Source organism: Variovorax sp. LjRoot84 (genome assembly GCF_964254305.1).
Taxonomy (GTDB): Bacteria; Pseudomonadota; Gammaproteobacteria; order Burkholderiales; family Burkholderiaceae_C; genus Variovorax.
This window is the reverse complement of record NZ_CAXUTE020000001.1, coordinates 1,970,187-1,987,641: the sequence shown is the minus strand read 5'-3', so window position 1 is coordinate 1,987,641 and position 17,455 is coordinate 1,970,187. Positions and strand designations below refer to the sequence as shown.

General features: G+C 68.8%; 12 protein-coding genes. 5 read left to right on the top strand and 7 right to left on the bottom strand.

The features are described from left to right. Window position 1 precedes the first annotated feature (1 nt). From ACSQ9I_RS10325 to ACSQ9I_RS10305, 5 genes are all read right to left on the bottom strand, one after another. Complete coding sequence (locus ACSQ9I_RS10325; protein WP_436313112.1) at window positions 2–1,681, bottom strand: hypothetical protein; 1,680 nt, start codon at window positions 1,679–1,681, stop codon at window positions 2–4. 228 nt (window positions 1,682–1,909) lie between these two features. Beyond that, on the bottom strand, window positions 1,910–3,340 hold the full coding sequence (locus tag ACSQ9I_RS10320; protein WP_436313111.1) for an efflux transporter outer membrane subunit: 1,431 nt from the start codon (window positions 3,338–3,340) through the stop codon (window positions 1,910–1,912). A gap of 7 nt (window positions 3,341–3,347) precedes the next feature. Further along, window positions 3,348–6,605: an efflux RND transporter permease subunit gene (locus ACSQ9I_RS10315; protein ID WP_436313110.1), complete on the bottom strand. Its 3,258-nt coding sequence runs from the start codon at window positions 6,603–6,605 to the stop codon at window positions 3,348–3,350. Window positions 6,606–6,654: 49 nt separating this feature from the next. Then, window positions 6,655–9,780 carry an efflux RND transporter permease subunit gene (locus tag ACSQ9I_RS10310; protein ID WP_436313109.1) on the bottom strand — a complete coding sequence of 1,042 codons (3,126 nt, stop codon included), beginning with the start codon at window positions 9,778–9,780 and terminating at the stop codon, window positions 6,655–6,657. Window positions 9,781–9,794: 14 nt separating this feature from the next. Then, window positions 9,795–11,078, bottom strand: a complete 1,284-nt coding sequence (locus ACSQ9I_RS10305) for an efflux RND transporter periplasmic adaptor subunit (protein WP_436313108.1) — start codon at window positions 11,076–11,078, stop codon at window positions 9,795–9,797. Between the two features lie 243 nt (window positions 11,079–11,321). Here ACSQ9I_RS10305 and ACSQ9I_RS10300 point away from each other — a divergent pair, with 243 nt between their 5' ends. Genes ACSQ9I_RS10300 through ACSQ9I_RS10285 form a run of 4 tightly spaced genes read left to right on the top strand, consistent with a single transcriptional unit; the run spans window position 11,322 to window position 14,071 of the window. Further along, on the top strand, window positions 11,322–11,849 hold the full coding sequence (locus tag ACSQ9I_RS10300; RefSeq protein WP_436315734.1) for a DUF6622 family protein: 528 nt from the start codon (window positions 11,322–11,324) through the stop codon (window positions 11,847–11,849). Between the two features lie 40 nt (window positions 11,850–11,889). After that, complete coding sequence (locus ACSQ9I_RS10295) at window positions 11,890–12,180, top strand: 2TM domain-containing protein (protein WP_093102335.1); 291 nt, start codon at window positions 11,890–11,892, stop codon at window positions 12,178–12,180. Beyond that, the gene (locus tag ACSQ9I_RS10290; protein WP_436315733.1) at window positions 12,180–13,241 is read left to right on the top strand and encodes a sensor histidine kinase; all 1,062 of its coding nucleotides are present in this window, start codon (window positions 12,180–12,182) and stop codon (window positions 13,239–13,241) included. Before ACSQ9I_RS10295 ends, ACSQ9I_RS10290 begins: the two co-directional genes overlap by 1 nt. Continuing rightward, the gene (locus ACSQ9I_RS10285; protein WP_093102334.1) at window positions 13,238–14,071 is read left to right on the top strand and encodes a LytR/AlgR family response regulator transcription factor; all 834 of its coding nucleotides are present in this window, start codon (window positions 13,238–13,240) and stop codon (window positions 14,069–14,071) included. Before ACSQ9I_RS10290 ends, ACSQ9I_RS10285 begins: the two co-directional genes overlap by 4 nt. 77 nt (window positions 14,072–14,148) lie before the next feature. Here the strand turns inward: ACSQ9I_RS10285 and ACSQ9I_RS10280 are convergent, their stop codons facing one another. Continuing rightward, the gene (locus ACSQ9I_RS10280; protein ID WP_436313107.1) at window positions 14,149–14,523 is read right to left on the bottom strand and encodes a hypothetical protein; all 375 of its coding nucleotides are present in this window, start codon (window positions 14,521–14,523) and stop codon (window positions 14,149–14,151) included. A 137-nt stretch (window positions 14,524–14,660) separates the two neighbouring features. Here ACSQ9I_RS10280 and ACSQ9I_RS10275 point away from each other — a divergent pair, with 137 nt between their 5' ends. Next, complete coding sequence (locus ACSQ9I_RS10275; RefSeq protein ID WP_436313106.1) at window positions 14,661–16,454, top strand: glutamine--tRNA ligase/YqeY domain fusion protein; 1,794 nt, start codon at window positions 14,661–14,663, stop codon at window positions 16,452–16,454. Between the two features lie 14 nt (window positions 16,455–16,468). Here the strand turns inward: ACSQ9I_RS10275 and ACSQ9I_RS10270 are convergent, their stop codons facing one another. Further along, entirely contained in the window at window positions 16,469–17,407 is a 939-nt protein-coding gene (locus ACSQ9I_RS10270) for a succinylglutamate desuccinylase/aspartoacylase domain-containing protein (RefSeq protein ID WP_093102329.1), read from the bottom strand. Window positions 17,408–17,455: the final 48 nt, after the last annotated feature.

Here is a 17,455-nt window from a genome sequence, read left to right as displayed (position 1 = left end):
TCTATTTCTTCTTCGGCTTCTTGTCGACCTTTTTCTTCGGCAGCAGCGCGCTGCCGACGGCCGCGTCCAGCCTCTTGCCCATCATCGCCAGGTCCTTCTCGGCGTAGGCCAACCCTTCGCGCAGCCCGTTGTCGATGATTTTTTCCGCCGACTTGATCACGGCGTCGCCATCGCGGTAGTCGCTCTCGCGCGCCGCCAGCGCGAGTGACGCCATCGCGCCGCCCAGGGCCGTCATCGCGACGCGATCCAGCACCAGGGACTCCCATGGATCGGGCAGCTCGCCCGGGACAGGCGGCTCGATGCGCCTGCGCAGGAGAGGCAGATGGGGCGCAAGCAGCTCGAAGAGCCAGATGTCCACTTGGCACTGCGGCGCGATTCGACCGAGCGCATCGCGGGCCTCGATGCCGATCGGATAGAACATCTCCGGCCGCAAGTCACGAACCGTCAGCGTCCGCTCGATCATGTACGGCGTGAAGAGGCCGAGGACATGGCCAGTCAGGCGCATGCGCTTCTGCCGCTCCCGCGGCGCCAGCCAGACGGCAACATTGCGGAAAAAGGCCAGGATGTCCTTGTAGGCCGTGGTGTGCGGCACGTTGTCGAGGCCGATCAGGTTGATGTTGAACCAGTGATGCCAGGTGGAGTCGACCAGCACCCGGCCCACGCCGGCTGCGGGCCGATGGCCGTCGTAAGCGCCCAGCAGCCCGAACTGTCGCGGGTCGGTGATCGTGTAGCCGCCCTTCGTTCTGCCAACGACGTTGCGGCCGCGAGCGATGACCTCCGGCGCCACGCCGCCCGGATACTGAGCGGGATCGAGCGCCGCTGGCGCGATGCAATCGCCCTCGTGAGGATGATCGGGAAATACGGTGATCGCGCCACGCGGCCCGCACAGCACGGGGTGCGGATAGCGATAGCGCCGCCAGGGACGCCACCAGTTGTGGCCGTACCTGTAGCTGGGATAAATCGGCTGCGGCGTGGAATCGCTCTGGCCTCCGAAGCCCGGGTCGATGCCGGCGATCAATTGCACGGTGTCGTTGCGCGTGAGATCGGTCGAGTCGGGCGCCTTGAGTTCGCCCGGCGGCAGCGGCGCGTCGAACCACCACTTGCGCATGCTCTTGACGCGCGGCACGTTGCCGCACAGCCCGAGGCCCAGGTCTTCGTGGTCACCCATGGCGAGCACGCCGCCGCCGTTGTCCATGAATTTCGTCAGCGCGGCGAGCTCGGCCCCCTGCAGGTACGGCGCGGAGGCGCTGATCCCGAACAGCCAGACCTCGTGGAACGGCGCCAGCTTCGCGTCGCTGAAAGTGAAGGAATCGAAACCGGGCGTGGTGCCCGCGCCGTTCGAACGGTGCGCCAGCGTGAAGGCGAAGCGCGCGTACGCCGGGTGATCGGCCGGCAACGGCGTTCCACCGGGCATGCCGACATTGAAAGCGTCCCGCAGCATGATGCCAAGTCCGAAATCGGTCGCAACGTCGTATGCGCCGCCGCTGTCGATCACCACCAGGATGTTGACCTGCGCCGGGCCGTACTTGATCGGCCAGCGGATCTGTTCGAGTTCGCGCGGCGGGAAGAAGCGGTCGGGCGGCCAACGGGGCCCCGGTTCCGGAAACGGCGGCGGAAAGGGGAACGGATCCGGCGGCGCGAACGGAAACAGGCCTTCGGAACCCTCGAGATCGAACTGCATGGGCTGACTCCTCTCGTAGTGCATTCGGCGAATGCTCGGAGGCAGTGTCGGGAGTCTCCTGGGGTGCGCCTATCGTGCACAAGGCCGGTCCGCTGCAGACATCGGATGTAGCCGCGCGCCGCCGCGCTGGCCCATTGGCGCATGGGCGCATGGGCGCAGGCATAGCCCTGCAGCCAATGGCCTACCCACGTCGAGGGGGACTCCCGGCGCGCGCCGGGCCGGGCAAGCTCAGCCGCCAGCCGGCGTCCGAGGCTGCGAATCGGCCCATTCCGCCTGCCATCCCCCGCCCAGCGCCTGGATCAGGGCCACCGCCGCGCTCTGCCGATTGACCTGCAGTTGCAGCAACGTGCGCCGCGCGTTGAGCGCCGAGACCTGCGCCGTCACCACGTCGGTGTAGCTCACCTGGCCCTGTCGGTAGCGGTTGAGGAATTGCTGCTCGGTGAGGTCGGCCGCGGCCGAGGCCTCGCGGCGCAAGCCCTCCTGCTGCGCGAGGCTGGCGCCTGCGGTGAGCTGGTCTTCGACGTTCTGGAATGCAGTGAGCACGGTCTGGCGGTAGCTCGCCACGGCCGCCTCGTGCGCCGCCTTGGCCGCATCGACGCGCGCGCCGATGGCGCCGGCATCGAACACCGTCTGCGCGACCGACAGGCCCAGCGACCAGAGCATGTTCGAGGCATTGAACAGGTCGCCGACCCGGCTCGCGCTGCTGCTGAGCGCGGCGTTCAGGGTCAGGCTCGGAAAGTAGGCCGAGCGGGCGATGCCGATCTGCGCGTTGGCGGTCGCCACCGCGCGCTCGGCCGCGGCGATGTCGGGCCGGCGCTGCAGCAGGGTCGAGGGCACGCCGGCGGGGATGCCGGGCACGACGGGCGTCCAGTCGGCCGGGCGCAGAACGAACTCGGCCGGCGCGGCCCCGACCAGCACCGCGATCGCATGCTCCAGCGTGTCGCGGGTGCGCTGCAGGGCGACACGCTCGGCCTGGGTGTTGACGTAGAGCGTCTGCGCCTGCAGCACGTCGGTCTGGGCCGCGATGCCGGCGTTGTAGCGGTTGCGCGCGATCCCCAGGCTGCGCTCGTAGCCTTCGAGCGTCACGGCCAGCAGCTGCAGCTCGGCATCGGCTTCGCGCAGCGCGAAGTAGTTGGTCGCGAGTTCGCCCACGGCCGAAAGGCGTGCCGAGGCCAGGTCGGCCTCGCTGGCCTGGGCGCTGGCCTGCGCACCGCTGACCGCCTGGCGCAGCCGGCCCCAGACGTCGGGCGCCCAGTCGGCCTGCAGCGAGGCGCTGGTCGCGGTCGTGGGCGAGGTGTTGCGCGCGCCGGAGCGGCGGGCGCTGCCGTCCGCGGTGACGGTCGGGAACAGCGCAGCGCGCTGCTCGCGCACCAGCGCCTGAGCCTGCGCATAGTTGGCCACGGCGGCGGCGATGTTCTGGTTCGAAACCTGCACGCGCGCCGCGAGCTCGTCGAGGCCCGCGTCGCCGAACAGCTTCCACCACTCGCCGCGGTCCAGCGCGTCGGCCGGGGCGGCGGGCAGCCAGCCTTCGGCGGCAGCCGCCTCCTTCCATGCGGGGGGCTGGGACGTGGAGGGCTGCTCGTAGGCGGGGCCGATGGCGCAGCCCGAGAGCAGGGCCGCAAGCGCCAGGGCCAGATGGGTTCTTCTGTTCTTCGTCATCAGGTCTTCATGCCGAGCTCGCGGCACGGCTCAGGTATTTTTCGTTGGCCGGGCGCCGGCGCAGCTTGTCGAGCAGCACGTAGACGACCGGCGTGGTCAGAAGCGTCAGCAGCTGGCTCGCAATCAGGCCGCCGATGATCGCGACGCCCAACGGCTGGCGCAGCTCCGCGCCCTGGCCGAAGCCGATCGCGAGCGGCAGCGCGCCGAGCGCGGCCGCCAGCGTGGTCATCAGGATCGGGCGGAAGCGCAGCAGGCAGGCCTCGCGCACCGCCTCGACCGCGCTCAGGCCGCGCGCGCGCTCGGCCTCGAGCGCGAAGTCGATGATCAGGATCGCGTTCTTCTTGACGATGCCGATCAGGAGGAAGACGCCGATCAGCGCGATGATCGAGAACTCCATGCGGAACAGCAGCAGCGCCAGCACCGCGCCGACGCCGGCCGAAGGCAGCGTGGTCAGCACCGTGACCGGATGCACCAGGCTCTCATAGAGCACGCCGAGCACGATGTAGATCACGATCAGCGCCGCGAGGATCAGGAAGAGCTGCTGCGCCTGCGACTGCTGCGCCGCCAGCGCCGTGCCCTGGAAGCTGCCGCGCACGTTGACCGGCATCGCGATGTCGGCCTCGGCCTGGGCGACGATGCGCTTGGCCTGCGCCAGGCTCACGCCTTCGGCCAGGCTGAACGAGACGGTGCTCGCGAGCTCGGTGTCCTGGTGGTCGATCGAGGTCGGCACCGCCCGCTCGCTGAGCTTGGCGAAGGCCGAGAGCGGAACCATGTTGGTGGTGCTGGTCGCGATCTGCTGGCCGGCCGACGAGGTCCGCGACGCCGGGTTGGCCGAGGTGGTGGTCGATGTGCCGGTGGTCGCGTCGGTGGTGGCCTGCAGCGAACTGGTGCTGGTCGCGCCGCTCGCTGTGGTGGTGGTGTTCAGCGTCGAAGGCACGTACAGGTCCTTGAGCGCGATCGGCGCGCGCTGGAAGCGCGGCGCCCATTCCATGATCACCGAGTACTGGTTGAGCTCGTCGTAGATGGTGGCCACCGAGCGCTGGCCATAGGCGTTGTAGAGCGCGCTGTCGACCGCGCTCGAGGTCACGCCGAGCCGCGCCGCGGCATCACGATCGACCTCGACGTAGGTCTCGACGCCGTTGTCGGCATCATCGCTGTCGATGTCGGTCAGCGTGGTCTCCTGGCGCAGGCGCTCGGCCAGCTTGGTCGACCAGGCGCGCAGGTCGTTCAGGTTGTCGCTCTTGAGCGTGTACTGGTAGCTCGAGTTGCTGGAGCGCCCGCCCATGCGCAGGTCCTGCACCGGGTTCAGGAACACGCGCAGGCCGGTGAGCTGGTTGAGCTGCGGGCGCAGGCGGTCGATCACCGCGGCCGTCTTCTCGGTGCGCTCGGACACCGGCTTGAGGTTCACGAACATGAAGCCGCCGCCCGCGCGGCCGCCGCCCGAGAAGCCCACCACGGTGTCGACCGCCGGGTCCTTGCGGATGATCTCCACGGCCTGGCGCAGCTTCTCGGCGACCGCCGCGGACGAGATGCTCTGGTCGGCCCGCAAGCCCGCGTTGAGCTGGCCGTTGTCCTGCTGCGGGAAGTAGCCCTTGGGGATGGCATTGAAGAGATAGACGTTGAGCCCGATCACCGCCAGCAGCACCACCATCACGACGCCCTTGCTCGCGAGCGCCCAGTCCAGGCTGTGGGCGTAGGTGCGCAGGGTCCACTGCCAGGCACGCTCGGCGCGGCTGCCGAGCCAGGCGCGCACGCGCCCGGGCTTCTTGGCCGGCCCCTCTTCCGCCTCGCTGCGCAGCAGCATGGCGCACATCATCGGCGTGGTGGTCAGCGAGATCACGAGCGAGATCAGTACCGACGCCGACAGCGTGACCGCGAACTCGCGAAACAGCCGGCCGACCTGGTCGCCCATGAACAGCAGCGGAATGAACACCGCCACCAGCGAGAGGCTGATCGACAGCACCGTGAAGCCGACTTCGCGCGCCCCGCGCAGCGCCGCCTCCATGCGGTTCATGCCGGCCTCGACGTGGCGCGCTGTGTTCTCCAGCACCACGATGGCATCGTCCACCACGAAGCCGGTGGCCACCGTGAGCGCCATCAGGCTCAGGTTGTTGAGGCTGTAGCCCAAGAGGTGCATCACGCCGAAAGTTCCCAGCAGCGAGACCACGGTCGCCACCGCCGGGATGATGGTGGCGCGCGCCTTGCGCAGGAACAGGCCCACCACCAGCACCACCAGCACGATCGAGACCATCAGCGTGAACTCGATCTCGCGCAGCGAGGCGCGGATCGAGTTGGTGCGGTCGGACGCGACCTGGATGTCGATGTCCTGCGGCAGTTGCGCGCGCAGTTCGGGCAGCAGCTTGCGCACGCCATCCACGGTTTCGATGATGTTGGCGCCGGGCTCCTGCGTCAGCAGCACGACCACGGCAGGTGCACCGTTGAACAGGCCCAGCGTGCGCGTGTTCTCGACGCTGTCGATCACGCGCGCCACGTCGCCCAGGCGCACCGCGGCGTTGTTGCGCCAGGCGATCACCAGGTCGCGGTAATCGTCGGCGCGTCGCCCCGCCGCGGGCGTGTAGACCTGCAGCCGGCGGTCGCCGCTCTCGATCGCGCCCTTGGGCCGGTTCGCGTTGTTGGCCTGGATCGCGGCGCGCACGTCCTCGGTGCTGATGCCCATGCGGTTGAGCGCGAAGGGCTCGAGCTCGACCCGCACCGCAGGCAGCGAACCGCCGCCGATCTCGACCTCGCCCACGCCCTCGACCTGCGACAGGCGCTGGCTCACGATGTTCGACACCGCCTCGTAGATCTGGCCCGGCGTGCGCGTCTTGGAAGTCAGCGCAAGGATCATGACCGGCGCCGCCGTCGGGTTGCGCTTGCGGTAGGTCGGGTTGCTGCGCAGCGTGGCCGGCAGATCGACGCGCGCCGCGTTGATGGCCGCCTGCACCTCGCGCGCGGCGCTGTCGATGTTGCGCTTGAGGTCGAACTGCAGCGTGATGCGCGCCGATCCGTTGGAGCTGGTCGAGGTCAGTTCATTGACGCCGGGAATGATGCCCAGCCGGCGCTCCAGCGGCGTGGCAACGCTCGATGCCATCGTGCTCGGGCTGGCACCGGCGAGGCTGGCCTGGACCGAGATGGTGGGGAAGTCGACCTGGGGCAGCGGCGAGACCGGCAGCACGAAGAAGGCCACCATGCCGGCCAGGGCGACGCCGATCGTCAGCAGGACCGTGGCGATCGGGCGTTCGACGAAGGGCTTGGAGAGGTTCATGCCTTACTCCCTCTCCCTCTGGGAGAGGGCGGGGGCGAGGGCACGGGGCTCAAGCGGAATGCGTTGCTTCACGCTTTCCTCCGAATCTCCGCCCCATCCGATCAAAGGCAAGATAGATCACCGGCGTCGTGAACAGCGTCAACACCTGGCTCACCACCAGCCCGCCGAAGATCGCCAAACCCAGAGGACGCCGCAATTCAGCCCCCTCGCCCCACCCGAACATCAAGGGCAAGGCGGCAAACAAGGCCGCCAGCGTGGTCATCAGAATGGGCCGGAAGCGCAGCAGCGCCGCCTGGTGAATCGCCTCCTGCGGCGACTTGCCCTGACGGCGCTCCGCATCGATCGCGAAGTCGATCATCATGATCGCGTTCTTCTTCACGATGCCGATCAGCAGAATGATCCCGATGATGCCGATCACGCCGAGGTCGTTGCCGGTCACCATCAGCGCCAGCAACGCCCCGACACCGGCAGAAGGCAGCGTCGACAAAATCGTCAGCGGATGGATGTAGCTCTCGTAGAGCACGCCCAGCACGATGTACACGCACACCACGGCCGCGAGGATCAGCCACAGCTGGTTGGTCAGCGATTTCTCGTAGGCCCCTGCCGCGCCGAGGAAGGTCATGCCCACGCTGGCGGGCAACGCGATGTCCTTGGCCGCGGCGCGGATCGCCGCGACCGACTTGCCGAGCGACACGCCCGAGGCGGTGTCGAAGCCCACGGTCGCGGCCGGGTACTGCGCGACCCGCGTGACTTGCAGCGGCGCGAGCTGCTCGCGCACGGTCGCCAGCGAGGACAGCGGCGTCGGCGTGCCCGCGCCGGTGCGCAGTTGCAGGTTGCCCAGGCCCTGCGGCGAAGACAGCGCCTCGCGCTGGGCCTCGAGGATCACCCGGTACTGGTTGGTCTCGGTGAAGATGGTCGACACGATGCGCTGGCCGAAGGCGCTGTAGAGCGCATCGTCGACCGAGCTGGCGGTGACCGACAGCCGCGAAGCGGTGTTGCGGTCGATGTCCACGTAGGCGGCCATCCCCTGCGCGCCCGCATCGGTGATCGGGTTGCGCACCTGCGGCACTGTGCGCAGGCGCTCCACCAGCTTCCTCGCCCATTCGTTCACGGTCGTAGTGTCCACGCCTTCGAGCGAGACGCGGAACTCGGTCGGGCCGGTCTCGGCATCGATGGTCAGGTCCTGCGTCGGCTGCAGGTAGAGCGCCACGCCGGCCACCGCGCGCACGCGCTCGCGCAGGCGCTGCATGGTCTCTTCCTGGTTGCCGCGGTCGGCGCGCAGGTTCACCAGCATGCGGCCGGTGTTGAGCGCCGTGTTGTTGGCCGCGTCCACGCCCACCACCGAGCTCAGGCTGCGCACCTCCGGGTCGGCCAGGATCGCGTTGGCCGCGGCCTGCTGCAGCTCAGCCATGCGCACGAACGAAACGTCCTGCGCCGCCTCGATGCGCGCCTGCAGCTGCCCCGTGTCCTGGGTCGGGAACAGGCCCTTGGGAATGGCGATGTAGAGCAGCACGGTGAGCACCAGCGTGAGCAGCGCCACCACCAGCGTCAGCGGCTGATGGCGCAGCACCCATTGCAGCCAGCCGTCGTAGCGCGCGATCACGCGATCGATGAACTGCTGCACCCGCGCGCCGAAGCGCCCGCCCTCTTCCGCCTGCGGCTTGAGCCAACGCGCCGACATCATCGGCACCAGCGTCAGCGAGACCACGGCCGAGATGAGGATGGTGATCGCCAGCGTGACCGCGAACTCGCGGAACAGCCGGCCCACCACGTCGCCCATGAAGAGCAGCGGAATCAGCACCGCCACCAGCGACACCGTCAGCGAAATGATGGTGAAGCCGATCTGCGTCGCACCCTTGAGCGCAGCCTTGAAGGGCGGATCGCCCTCCTCCAGGTAGCGCGCGATGTTCTCGATCATGACGATCGCGTCGTCCACCACGAAGCCGGTCGCGATGGTCAGCGCCATCAGGCTCAGGTTGTTGAGGCTGTAGCCCAGCAGGTACATGAGCCCCAGCGCGCCGATGAGCGAGATCGGCACCGCGACGCTCGCGATCACGGTGGCGCGCAGGCTGTGCAGGAAGAAGAAGATCACCAGCACCACCAGCACTACCGCCAGCGCCAGCTCGAGCTGCACGTGGTGCACCGAGGCGCGGATGCCGGTGGTGCGGTCGCTCAGCACCTCGACCTTGAGCGAACCGGGCAGCGAGGCTTCGAGATCGGGCAGCTGCTTCTTGATCGCGTCGACCGTGCCGATCACGTTGGCGCCCGGCTGGCGCTGCACGTTGAGGATGATGGCGGGGTACAGCGCCGCCGTGCTGTTGTCGTCCTTCGCTTTCTCGCTGCGCTGCGCGGCCCACGCGCCGAGCTGCGTGTTCTCGGCGCCGTCGACCACGCGCGCGACGTCGCTCATGCGCACCGGCGCGCCGTTCTTCCAGGCGACGATCAGGTTCTTGTAATCGGCCGCCGCCACCAGCTGGTCGTTGGCGTTGATGGTGTAGGCGCGCTTCGGGCCGTCGAAGCTGCCCTTGGCACTGTTGGCATTGGCCGCCGCGATCGCGGTGCGCAGCGTGTCCAGCCCGATGCCGACCGAGGCCAGCGCATTGGTGTCGGCCTGGATGCGCACCGCGGGCCGCTGCCCGCCCGAGAGCGAGACCAGCCCGACCCCGCTCACCTGGCTGATCTTCTGCGCCAGCCGCGTGTTCACGAGGTTCTGCACCTCGGTCAGCGGCATGGTTTCGGAGCTCACGGCCAGCGTGAGGATCGGCGCGTCGGCCGGGTTGACCTTGGCGTAGACCGGCGGCGCCGGCAGATCTGCCGGCAGCAGCGAGCCACCGGCGTTGATGGCGGCCTGCACCTGCTGCTCGGCGACGTCGAGCGTCTGGTCGAGCGCGAACTGCAGCGTGACGATGGACACGCCGGCCGAGCTGGTGGAGCTCATGCGATCGAGCCCCGCCATCTGGCCGAACTGGCGCTCCAGCGGCGCGGTGACGGTGCGGCTCATCACCTCGGGGCTGGCGCCCGGGTAGAGCGTCTGCACCTGGATGGTCGGGTAGTCGACCTGCGGCAGGGCTGCCAGCGGCAGGAAGCGGAAGCCCACCAGGCCCGCGAGCACGATCGCGACCATGAGGAGCGCGGTCGCCACCGGCCGCTCGATGAAAGGACGTGAAGGGCTCATTCAGAGCACCTCGTTCAGGGTGACGCGGGCCGCTGGCGCCTGCCTTCGCCGCGCGGGCCTCTAGGGCCGGAAGCGCCGGGGCGCGGGCCGGTCACCGGCTTGTCGCCCTGGAGCTGCACGCGGGCGCCGTCCTTGATGCGGTCGCCACCTTCGGTCACGACGTTCTCGCCGGCCTCGAGGCCTTCGGTGATCGCCACCACGTCGACCGTGGACTCGCCGCGCTTGACGGCGCGCATCGAAACCGTGCGGTCTTCGTTGATCACGTACACGTAGTTGCCGTTGGGCCCCGTGCGCACCGCCGTCACCGGCACCACGATCGCTTTCACGGTGCGCAGCGTCATCTGGATATTGACGAACTGGCTCGGGAACAGCGTGACGGCGACATTGCCGAAGCGCGCCTTGCCCTTCACGGTGCCGGTGCTGGTGTCGACCACGTTGTCGAGCGTGGAGAAGGTGCCGGTGTCGAGCGTCGCGCTGCGCGTGCGGTCCAGCGCCTTGACCGTGAGCGGCACACCCTTGGCGAGCTGGGCCTGGATGTCTGGCAGGCGGTCCTGCGGCACCGCGAACTGCACGTCGATCGGGTTCATCTGCGTGATCACCGCGATGCCGGTGCTCGCATTGGCCGTGACCGTGTTGCCGAGGTCGACCGTGCGCAGGCCGATGCGCCCGGCCACCGGCGCGGTGATGCGCGTGTAGTCGAGGTTGAGCCTGGCGGCAGCCTCGGACGCGCGGTCGGTGGTCACGGTGCCTTCGAGTTGCTTGACCAGCGCGGCCTGGGTGTCGACGTCCTGCCGCGCGATCGAATCCTGGGTGAGCAGCGTGCGGTAGCGCGCCAGCGTCACGCGCGCGGCCTCGAGCTGCGCCTCGTCGCGCACGCGCGTGCCCTGGGCCTGCATCAGCGCCTGCTCGTAGGGGCGCGGATCGATGCGCGCCAGCAGCTGGCCCTTGGTGACGGTCTGGCCCTCGGTGTAGAGCACCTCGGTGAGCACGCCGCCGACCTGCGGCTTGAGGGTGATGGTCGCCAGCGGCGTCACCGTGCCCAGCGCCTCGATGGTCACCGGCAGTTCGGCCCGGCGCGCAGCCGCGTGGCCGACGGTAGAGCTCGCGCCGCCGAAGCCGCCACGGCCGGCGGCCGGTTCGTTCGAGCGCTTGATCAGATACCAGGCACCGCCGCCCAGGGCCAGCACCAGCACCAGTGCGGCCAGGCTGCCCAGCCAGAGCCGGCGGCGCGATGGCGGCCGAGGAACGGGTTGGCCGGCGGGGATGGCGTCAGGAGGCTCGGGGGTGGGGGAAGACATCGGACGAAAAAGGGGCAGTACGGAGGCAGCCCTGAGTGGAGCGCCGAATCGTAGCGCTCCGTCCTTACGAACCGTAAAGCCGCGGTAAAGCCGGCGTTGACCTATGCATCCGGCGACGACGGATTGCAACTCGCGCCGTCCGGATGCGCTTCGTCGCAAGGGCGTGGCGGGCGCCGCGGCCGGCCGGCACAGTCCGCTCCATCGACGACTTCCGACCCCACTTCCCGGAGAAACGACATGCTGATGCTCGCCCAGATCCTGGCCCATACCCCCCGCTGGGTGTTCGCGCTTTTCGCCATGCTCGTGTGGCTCGGCGCCAAGCAATTGTTCGCCGGTGGCGTGAGCCTGACCCGCATCGCCCTCATGCCGATCGCCATGACCGCTTTGTCGGTCTACGGCGTTCTTTCCGGCTTCGGCGATTCGCCGATGGCGCTCATGGCCTGGGCCGGGGCGGCGGCGCTGATGCTCTGGACCGTGCTGCAGAGGCCGCTGCCCGCCGGCACGCGCTACGACGCCGCGGCGCGCCGGTTCCAGGTCGCCGGCAGTGCGGTGCCGCTGGCGCTCATGATGGGCATCTTCTTCACCAAGTACGCGGTCGGCGTGCTGCTCGCGATGCATCCCGAACTCAAGCAGCAGGCGGCTTTCGCGCTCGGCATCAGCGCGCTCTATGGCGGCGGGAGCGGCATCTTCGCAGCCCGTGCGCTGCGGATGTGGACCCTGGCGCTTCGCAACGACCGCACGCAGGCCGAACTGCCGGCGGCAGGCGCCTAGGATCGGCCAGAATCTTCTTGTCTTTCAAAGAGGCGACACCATGAACGACGACTCCTCCAACCATGATCCGCAGGAACGGCTCGCCCGCCGCCGTGCTGGCGCCAAGATGGGCTGGTACATCCATGCCACCGTCTACCTGCTGGTCAACCTGTTCCTGGTGCTCCTGGCCACCTCGCGCGGGCAGGACTGGGCCATGTACCCGCTGCTCGGCTGGGGCCTGGGCCTCCTGATCCACGGCGCGGTGGTGTTCTTCGTCGCCCCGGGCGGCAATCTCTACGACCGTTTGCTCGAACGCGAACGCAAGGCGCTGCGCGGCGGAGACCGCCGGTGATCGACGCGCTGACGCGCAGCTTCACACCGGGGAATCTCAAGGACCTGCTGCGGCACGGCGTAACCACCGCGGTGTTCTCCTGCGTCATCGCGGTGGTGCTGGCCATTTCGGGCCGCGGCGGATGGGTGTCGCAGCTCATCTATTCGTTCTCGATCGGGATGATCAGCTGGCTGGTGATCGACATCGGCCGCCTGCTGCTGGCCGGGCGCAGCGACAAGCCTTGGCCGCTCGGCCTGCCGGGCATCCTGCTGGTCCTCACGGGCGTCGTGATCGGCTTTCTGGGCGGCAACGCGATCGGCGATGCCTGGACCGGCAAGCCGATGCTGGAGTTCCGGACCTTCTCGCCGGACAGGCTGGTCTCGACGCTGATGATCACGCTGGTCGCGACCATCGCGATCTGCTACTACTACTACAGCCGCGGCAAGGCCAAGTACCTCCAGGGGCAGATCGCCCTCGCCGAACGCGACGCCACCGATGCGCGGCTCAAGCTGATCGAAACGCAGCTCGAGCCGCACATGCTCTTCAACACCTTGGCCAACCTGCGCGTGCTGATCACCACCGATCCGCCGCGCGCCGTGGCCATGCTCGACAGCCTCAACAGCTACCTGCGCGTGACGCTCAGCGGCTCGCGCGCGCTCGCGCATCCGCTGGCGGCCGAGTTCCAGCGCCTGCGCGACTACCTCGAACTGATGTCGGTGCGCATGGGCGCACGGCTCGCCTACAGGCTCGATCTGCCCGAGGACCTGCGCGAGGTGCCGGTGCCGCCGCTCTTGCTGCAGCCGCTGGTCGAAAACGCCATCCGGCACGGCCTCGAGCCCAAAGTGGGAGGCGGCGAGATCGCGGTCAGCGCGCGGCGCGAAGGCCGGAATCTCCTCATCGACGTGTGTGATACCGGCGTGGGCATCGACAACACCCGGCCGCCCTCCGAAGATGGCGGCTTCGGCCTCGCGCAGGTGCGCGAGCGGCTCGCCACCGTGTACGGCCCGCAAAGCTCGCTGGACCTGAGCGCGGGTCCAGCCGGCGGCACCCGCGCCACCATCACCCTTCCCTTGCCTGCATGAAACCCACCGCCCTCATCGCCGAAGACGAACCGCTGCTGGCCCAGGCCCTGCGTGCCGAACTCGCCGCCGCCTGGCCCGAACTGCAGGTGCTCGCCACCGTGGGCGACGGCCAGAGCGCGGTGCGTGAGGCGCTGCGCCTGCTGCCGCAGGTGCTGTTCTTCGACATCCGCATGCCGGGCCAGGACGGCCTGGCCGCCGCCGCCGAACTGGCCGATGCCTGGCCCGCCGACGAGGCACCGATGCCGCAGCTGGTGTTCGTGACCGCCTACGACGAGTACGCGGCCCGCGCCTTCGACGCCCAGGCCATCGACTACGTGCTGAAGCCGGTGCAGACCGAACGCCTGCAGCGCACCGTCGCGCGCCTGAAGGACGCGCTGGAACTTCGCAATTCCCCCGCGGTACCGGCCGACGACGCGCTGGCCAGCACCCTCTCGCAATGGCGCAAGCTGCTGGCGACGGCCGGCGGCGCGGCCGCGGTTCCGGCGGGCGCGATGCCCCTCAAGCTGATCGCCGCCAGCGAGGCTGGCACCTCCGGGAACACGGTGCGCATGGTCCCGATCGACGAGGTGCAGTACTTCGAGGCGGCCGACAAGTACGTGCGCGTGCTGACCGCCAGCCACGAATACCTGATCCGCACGCCGCTCAAGCAGTTGCTGCCGCAGCTCGACGCCGGCGCCTTCTGGCAGGTGCACCGCGCCATGGTGGTGCGCAGCGAAGCCATCGAATCGGTGCACCGCGACGAGGCCGGCAAGCTGCATCTGGCCCTGCGTGGCCGCCGGGAAAAAATCCCGGTCAGCCGCCTCTATGCCCACCTGTTTCGCGCCATGTGAAAAGAAGGCACCCATGAAAAAACCGGCCCTGAGGCCGGTTTTTTCATGTGACAGCAGGCAATCGTATCTGTCTGCGCTCAGCGCCAGTGGCCGTGGCCGTGGCCGTGACCATGGCCATGGCCATGGCCATGGCCGCGATAGGAGTGATGACGGTAGTAGCCATACGGCTGACGGTAGTAAACCGGGGCCGGCGGGCCGTAGTACACGGGGGCCGGACGGTAGTAGACCGGCGGCGGCGGCGCGTAGTACACGGGAGCCGGACGGTAGTAGACCGGCGGCGGCGCGTAGTACACCGGCGGAGCCGCCACGCCGACTGCCACACCGGGTGCGCTGATGCCGACCGACCAGCTCACGTCGCCGCGAGCATTGGCCGAGGCCGCCGTGAACAATGCGCCCGCTGCGACCGCACCGGCGGCAGCCCATTTGAAGAAAGTGGAACGAGTGAGGCTCATTTTGTGGGACTCCTTGTTGGGAGGGCGCAAATCGCCCATGCCTGTATTGAACGCGCCAACTGTCAACTCCGTTCACATTGCTGGGTGAAGAAAGTTGCAAAATGTAACGCCGCGAGGGGCCCACCTAGAATGAACGGATGACTTCCCCTGCCGACCACGATACCGCCAAACCGAGCAATTTCCTGCGCCACGTCATCGAAAACGACCTCGAACAGGGCCACTATGCCGGCCGCCAATGGGGCGGTTCTCCCGGCGATGCGGCGCACCATGCCCAGGGCATGCAGGACCCGGCCCGGGTGCGCCTGCGCTTCCCGCCCGAGCCCAACGGCTATCTGCACATCGGCCACGCCAAGAGCATCTGGCTCAACTTCGAGCTGGCCAGGGAATACGGCGGCGTGTGCCATCTGCGCTTCGACGACACCAACCCCGAGAAGGAAGAGCAGGAGTACGTCGACGCCATCCGCGACGCCGTGAAGTGGCTCGGATACGACACTGTGCTGGCCGACGATCCGGCCCGGCTCGGCGCGCCCAACGAGCACGTCTACTTCGCGAGCAACTACTTCGACTTCATGTACCGCGCGGCCGAGTACCTGATCGGCGCCGGCCTGGCCTACGTCGACGAGCAGAGCGCCGAGGAAATCCGCGCCACCCGCGGCGACTTCAACACCCCGGGCACCGACAGCCCCTTCCGCAGCCGCACGCCCGAGCAGAACCTCGAGCGCTTCCGCGCCATGCGCGACGGCCAGCTCGCCGACGGCGCCGCCGTGCTGCGCGCCAAGATCGACATGGGAAGCCGCAACATCAACATGCGCGACCCGGCGCTCTACCGCATCCGCCGCGCGACGCACCACAACACCGGCGACACCTGGTGCATCTACCCGATGTACACCTTCGCGCACCCGATCGAGGACGCGCTGGAGCAGATCACGCACAGCATCTGCACGCTGGAATTCGAAGATCAGCGCCCCTTCTACGACTGGCTGCTCGACCGCCTGGCCGAAGGCGGCCTGATCGCCACGCCGCACCCGCGCCAGTACGAGTTCGCGCGCCTCAACGTGACCCACGTGATCACCAGCAAGCGCAAGCTGCGCCAATTGGTGGAAGAAGGCCATGTCGACGGCTGGGACGACCCCCGCATGCCGACCCTGGCCGGCCTGCGCCGCCGCGGCTACACGCCCGAGGCACTCAAGCTTTTCTGCGAACGCTCGGGCGTCACCAAGTCCGGCGGCTGGATAGACTACGCCAGCCTCGAAGCCGCGCTGCGCGACACCCTCGACCCGATCGCCCCGCGCGCCATGGCCGTGCTCGACCCGGTCAAGCTGGTCATCACCAACTGGGACGAGCTGATGGGCGCCGGCTTTTTGGACGAATGCACGGCCCCCGTGCATCCGCACCACCCCGAGATGGGCAAGCGCAGCTTCAAGCTGGGCCGCGAGGTCTGGATCGAGCGCACCGACTACGAGGACGTGCAGCCCAAGGGCTTTTTCCGCCTGTTCCCGGGCAACAAGGTGCGGCTCAAGTACGGCCACGTCATCGAATGCACCGGCGGCACGCGGGACGCGGACGGCAAGCTCGTTGAAGTGCAGGCCAGGCTGGTGCCGGACACCAAGAGCGGAACGCCCGGCGCGGATGCGATCAAGGTGAAGGGAAACATCACCTGGGTGGCGGCGGCCGATGCGGTGCCGGCCGAGGTGCGGCTCTACGAACGCCTTTTCGCTGCGCCCCAGCCGGGCGGCGGCGAACTGGAGGAAGACCTCAACGCCACGAGCCTGATCACGGCCAGCGCTTATGTCGAGCCCGCGCTGGCCAAGCCCGCCGGCGGCGCTGCCTTCCAGTTCGAACGGCACGGCTACTTCGTGCTGGACACGCACCAGGGCAACGGGCTCGTGTTCAATCGCGCGGCCGGCATGAAGGACAGCTGGGGCAAGTAGCCGGTCGCCGGGGTCTAGAGCGGCCGCGTCAGGTACACCGCCTCCCGCCCCACGATCGGCACCCGCGCCGGCATGAGCACGGTGCAGTCCTCGCAGAGCGCCCGAATCTCCTCCGCCCCATCGGTCGCGATCAGCTCGCCCTTGGCAAACACCTCGAAGCCGAGCAGCGGCCGCACGAAGCGGAACTCCTCGGTCTTGACCATCCGCGTTTCCAGCAGCTCAAAGCGCTGCTGCGGTCCGGGCGCCGGCGTGGCCGGGTCGCGCTCGATCAGGCCGAAATGGGCCAGAAAATCCAGGCTCACTGCGGTGGCCAAGTCGGCCGTGGCCTGCAGGAAGTGCTGGCCGCACTCGACCACCATGGCTGCGCCGGCCGGGCTCTCCTCCTCGCCGTGGCGGCCATGCTGGATCAGCGGCGTGCCCGAGCCCAGGCCCTTGGGCATGAGCAGGTGGATCGCGGGGCGTCCGATCGCCAGCGCCACCGCGGTGTTGCGCGCGAAGGCCGGGTAGACCCAGAAGGGCGCCACGGGCTGGCTGGTCGAGTGGATGTCGAGGATGTGGTCGGCCGCGGCCACGACGGGCCGCAGTTCGCGGGCGCGGCGCAGCTCGGGGCTGTCCTCGGGGCCGTCCAGCCACTCGTCGGACCAGATGCGGTTCAGGTTGTGGACGAGCTGGCGGTTTTCGAAGGGCTGGTCCGGGTCGAAGGCGTTGTAGGCCTCCACGTGGGCGAAGCTCACCGTGAGCGTGCCGGTCTTCGGGCGCACGCCGCTGTCGAGCAGATGGGTGGCGGCCGCCATGCCGCAGATCTCGTTGCCGTGGGTCAGCGCGTTGATCAGCACATGCGGCCCGGGCTTGCCGGATTCGAAGCGGTGGACATAGTCGACGCCGGTGTTGCCTTGGCGGTAGGCGGAAAGATCGGGCTGGGTGACTTCGAGCTGCGGCGGGATGGGAGGCATGGCGGGGTGTTCTTGAGAGGTCCCTGAGTTTGCTACAGCCCCGCCGCC

What these genes read in the sequence shown, in the direction of transcription:
- ACSQ9I_RS10285 (WP_093102334.1), top strand. Translation starts at nt 13,238, where the DNA reads ATGAAACCCACCGCCCTCATCGCCGAAGACGAACCGCTGCTGGCCCAG.
- ACSQ9I_RS10325 (WP_436313112.1), bottom strand. Translation starts at nt 1,681, where the DNA reads ATGCAGTTCGATCTCGAGGGTTCCGAAGGCCTGTTTCCGTTCGCGCCG.
- ACSQ9I_RS10300 (WP_436315734.1), top strand. Translation starts at nt 11,322, where the DNA reads ATGCTCGCCCAGATCCTGGCCCATACCCCCCGCTGGGTGTTCGCGCTT.
- ACSQ9I_RS10280 (WP_436313107.1), bottom strand. Translation starts at nt 14,523, where the DNA reads ATGAGCCTCACTCGTTCCACTTTCTTCAAATGGGCTGCCGCCGGTGCG.
- ACSQ9I_RS10315 (WP_436313110.1), bottom strand. Translation starts at nt 6,605, where the DNA reads ATGAACCTCTCCAAGCCCTTCGTCGAACGCCCGATCGCCACGGTCCTG.
- ACSQ9I_RS10270 (WP_093102329.1), bottom strand. Translation starts at nt 17,407, where the DNA reads ATGCCTCCCATCCCGCCGCAGCTCGAAGTCACCCAGCCCGATCTTTCC.
- ACSQ9I_RS10310 (WP_436313109.1), bottom strand. Translation starts at nt 9,780, where the DNA reads ATGAGCCCTTCACGTCCTTTCATCGAGCGGCCGGTGGCGACCGCGCTC.
- ACSQ9I_RS10275 (WP_436313106.1), top strand. Translation starts at nt 14,661, where the DNA reads ATGACTTCCCCTGCCGACCACGATACCGCCAAACCGAGCAATTTCCTG.
- ACSQ9I_RS10320 (WP_436313111.1), bottom strand. Translation starts at nt 3,340, where the DNA reads ATGACGAAGAACAGAAGAACCCATCTGGCCCTGGCGCTTGCGGCCCTG.
- ACSQ9I_RS10305 (WP_436313108.1), bottom strand. Translation starts at nt 11,078, where the DNA reads ATGTCTTCCCCCACCCCCGAGCCTCCTGACGCCATCCCCGCCGGCCAA.
- ACSQ9I_RS10295 (WP_093102335.1), top strand. Translation starts at nt 11,890, where the DNA reads ATGAACGACGACTCCTCCAACCATGATCCGCAGGAACGGCTCGCCCGC.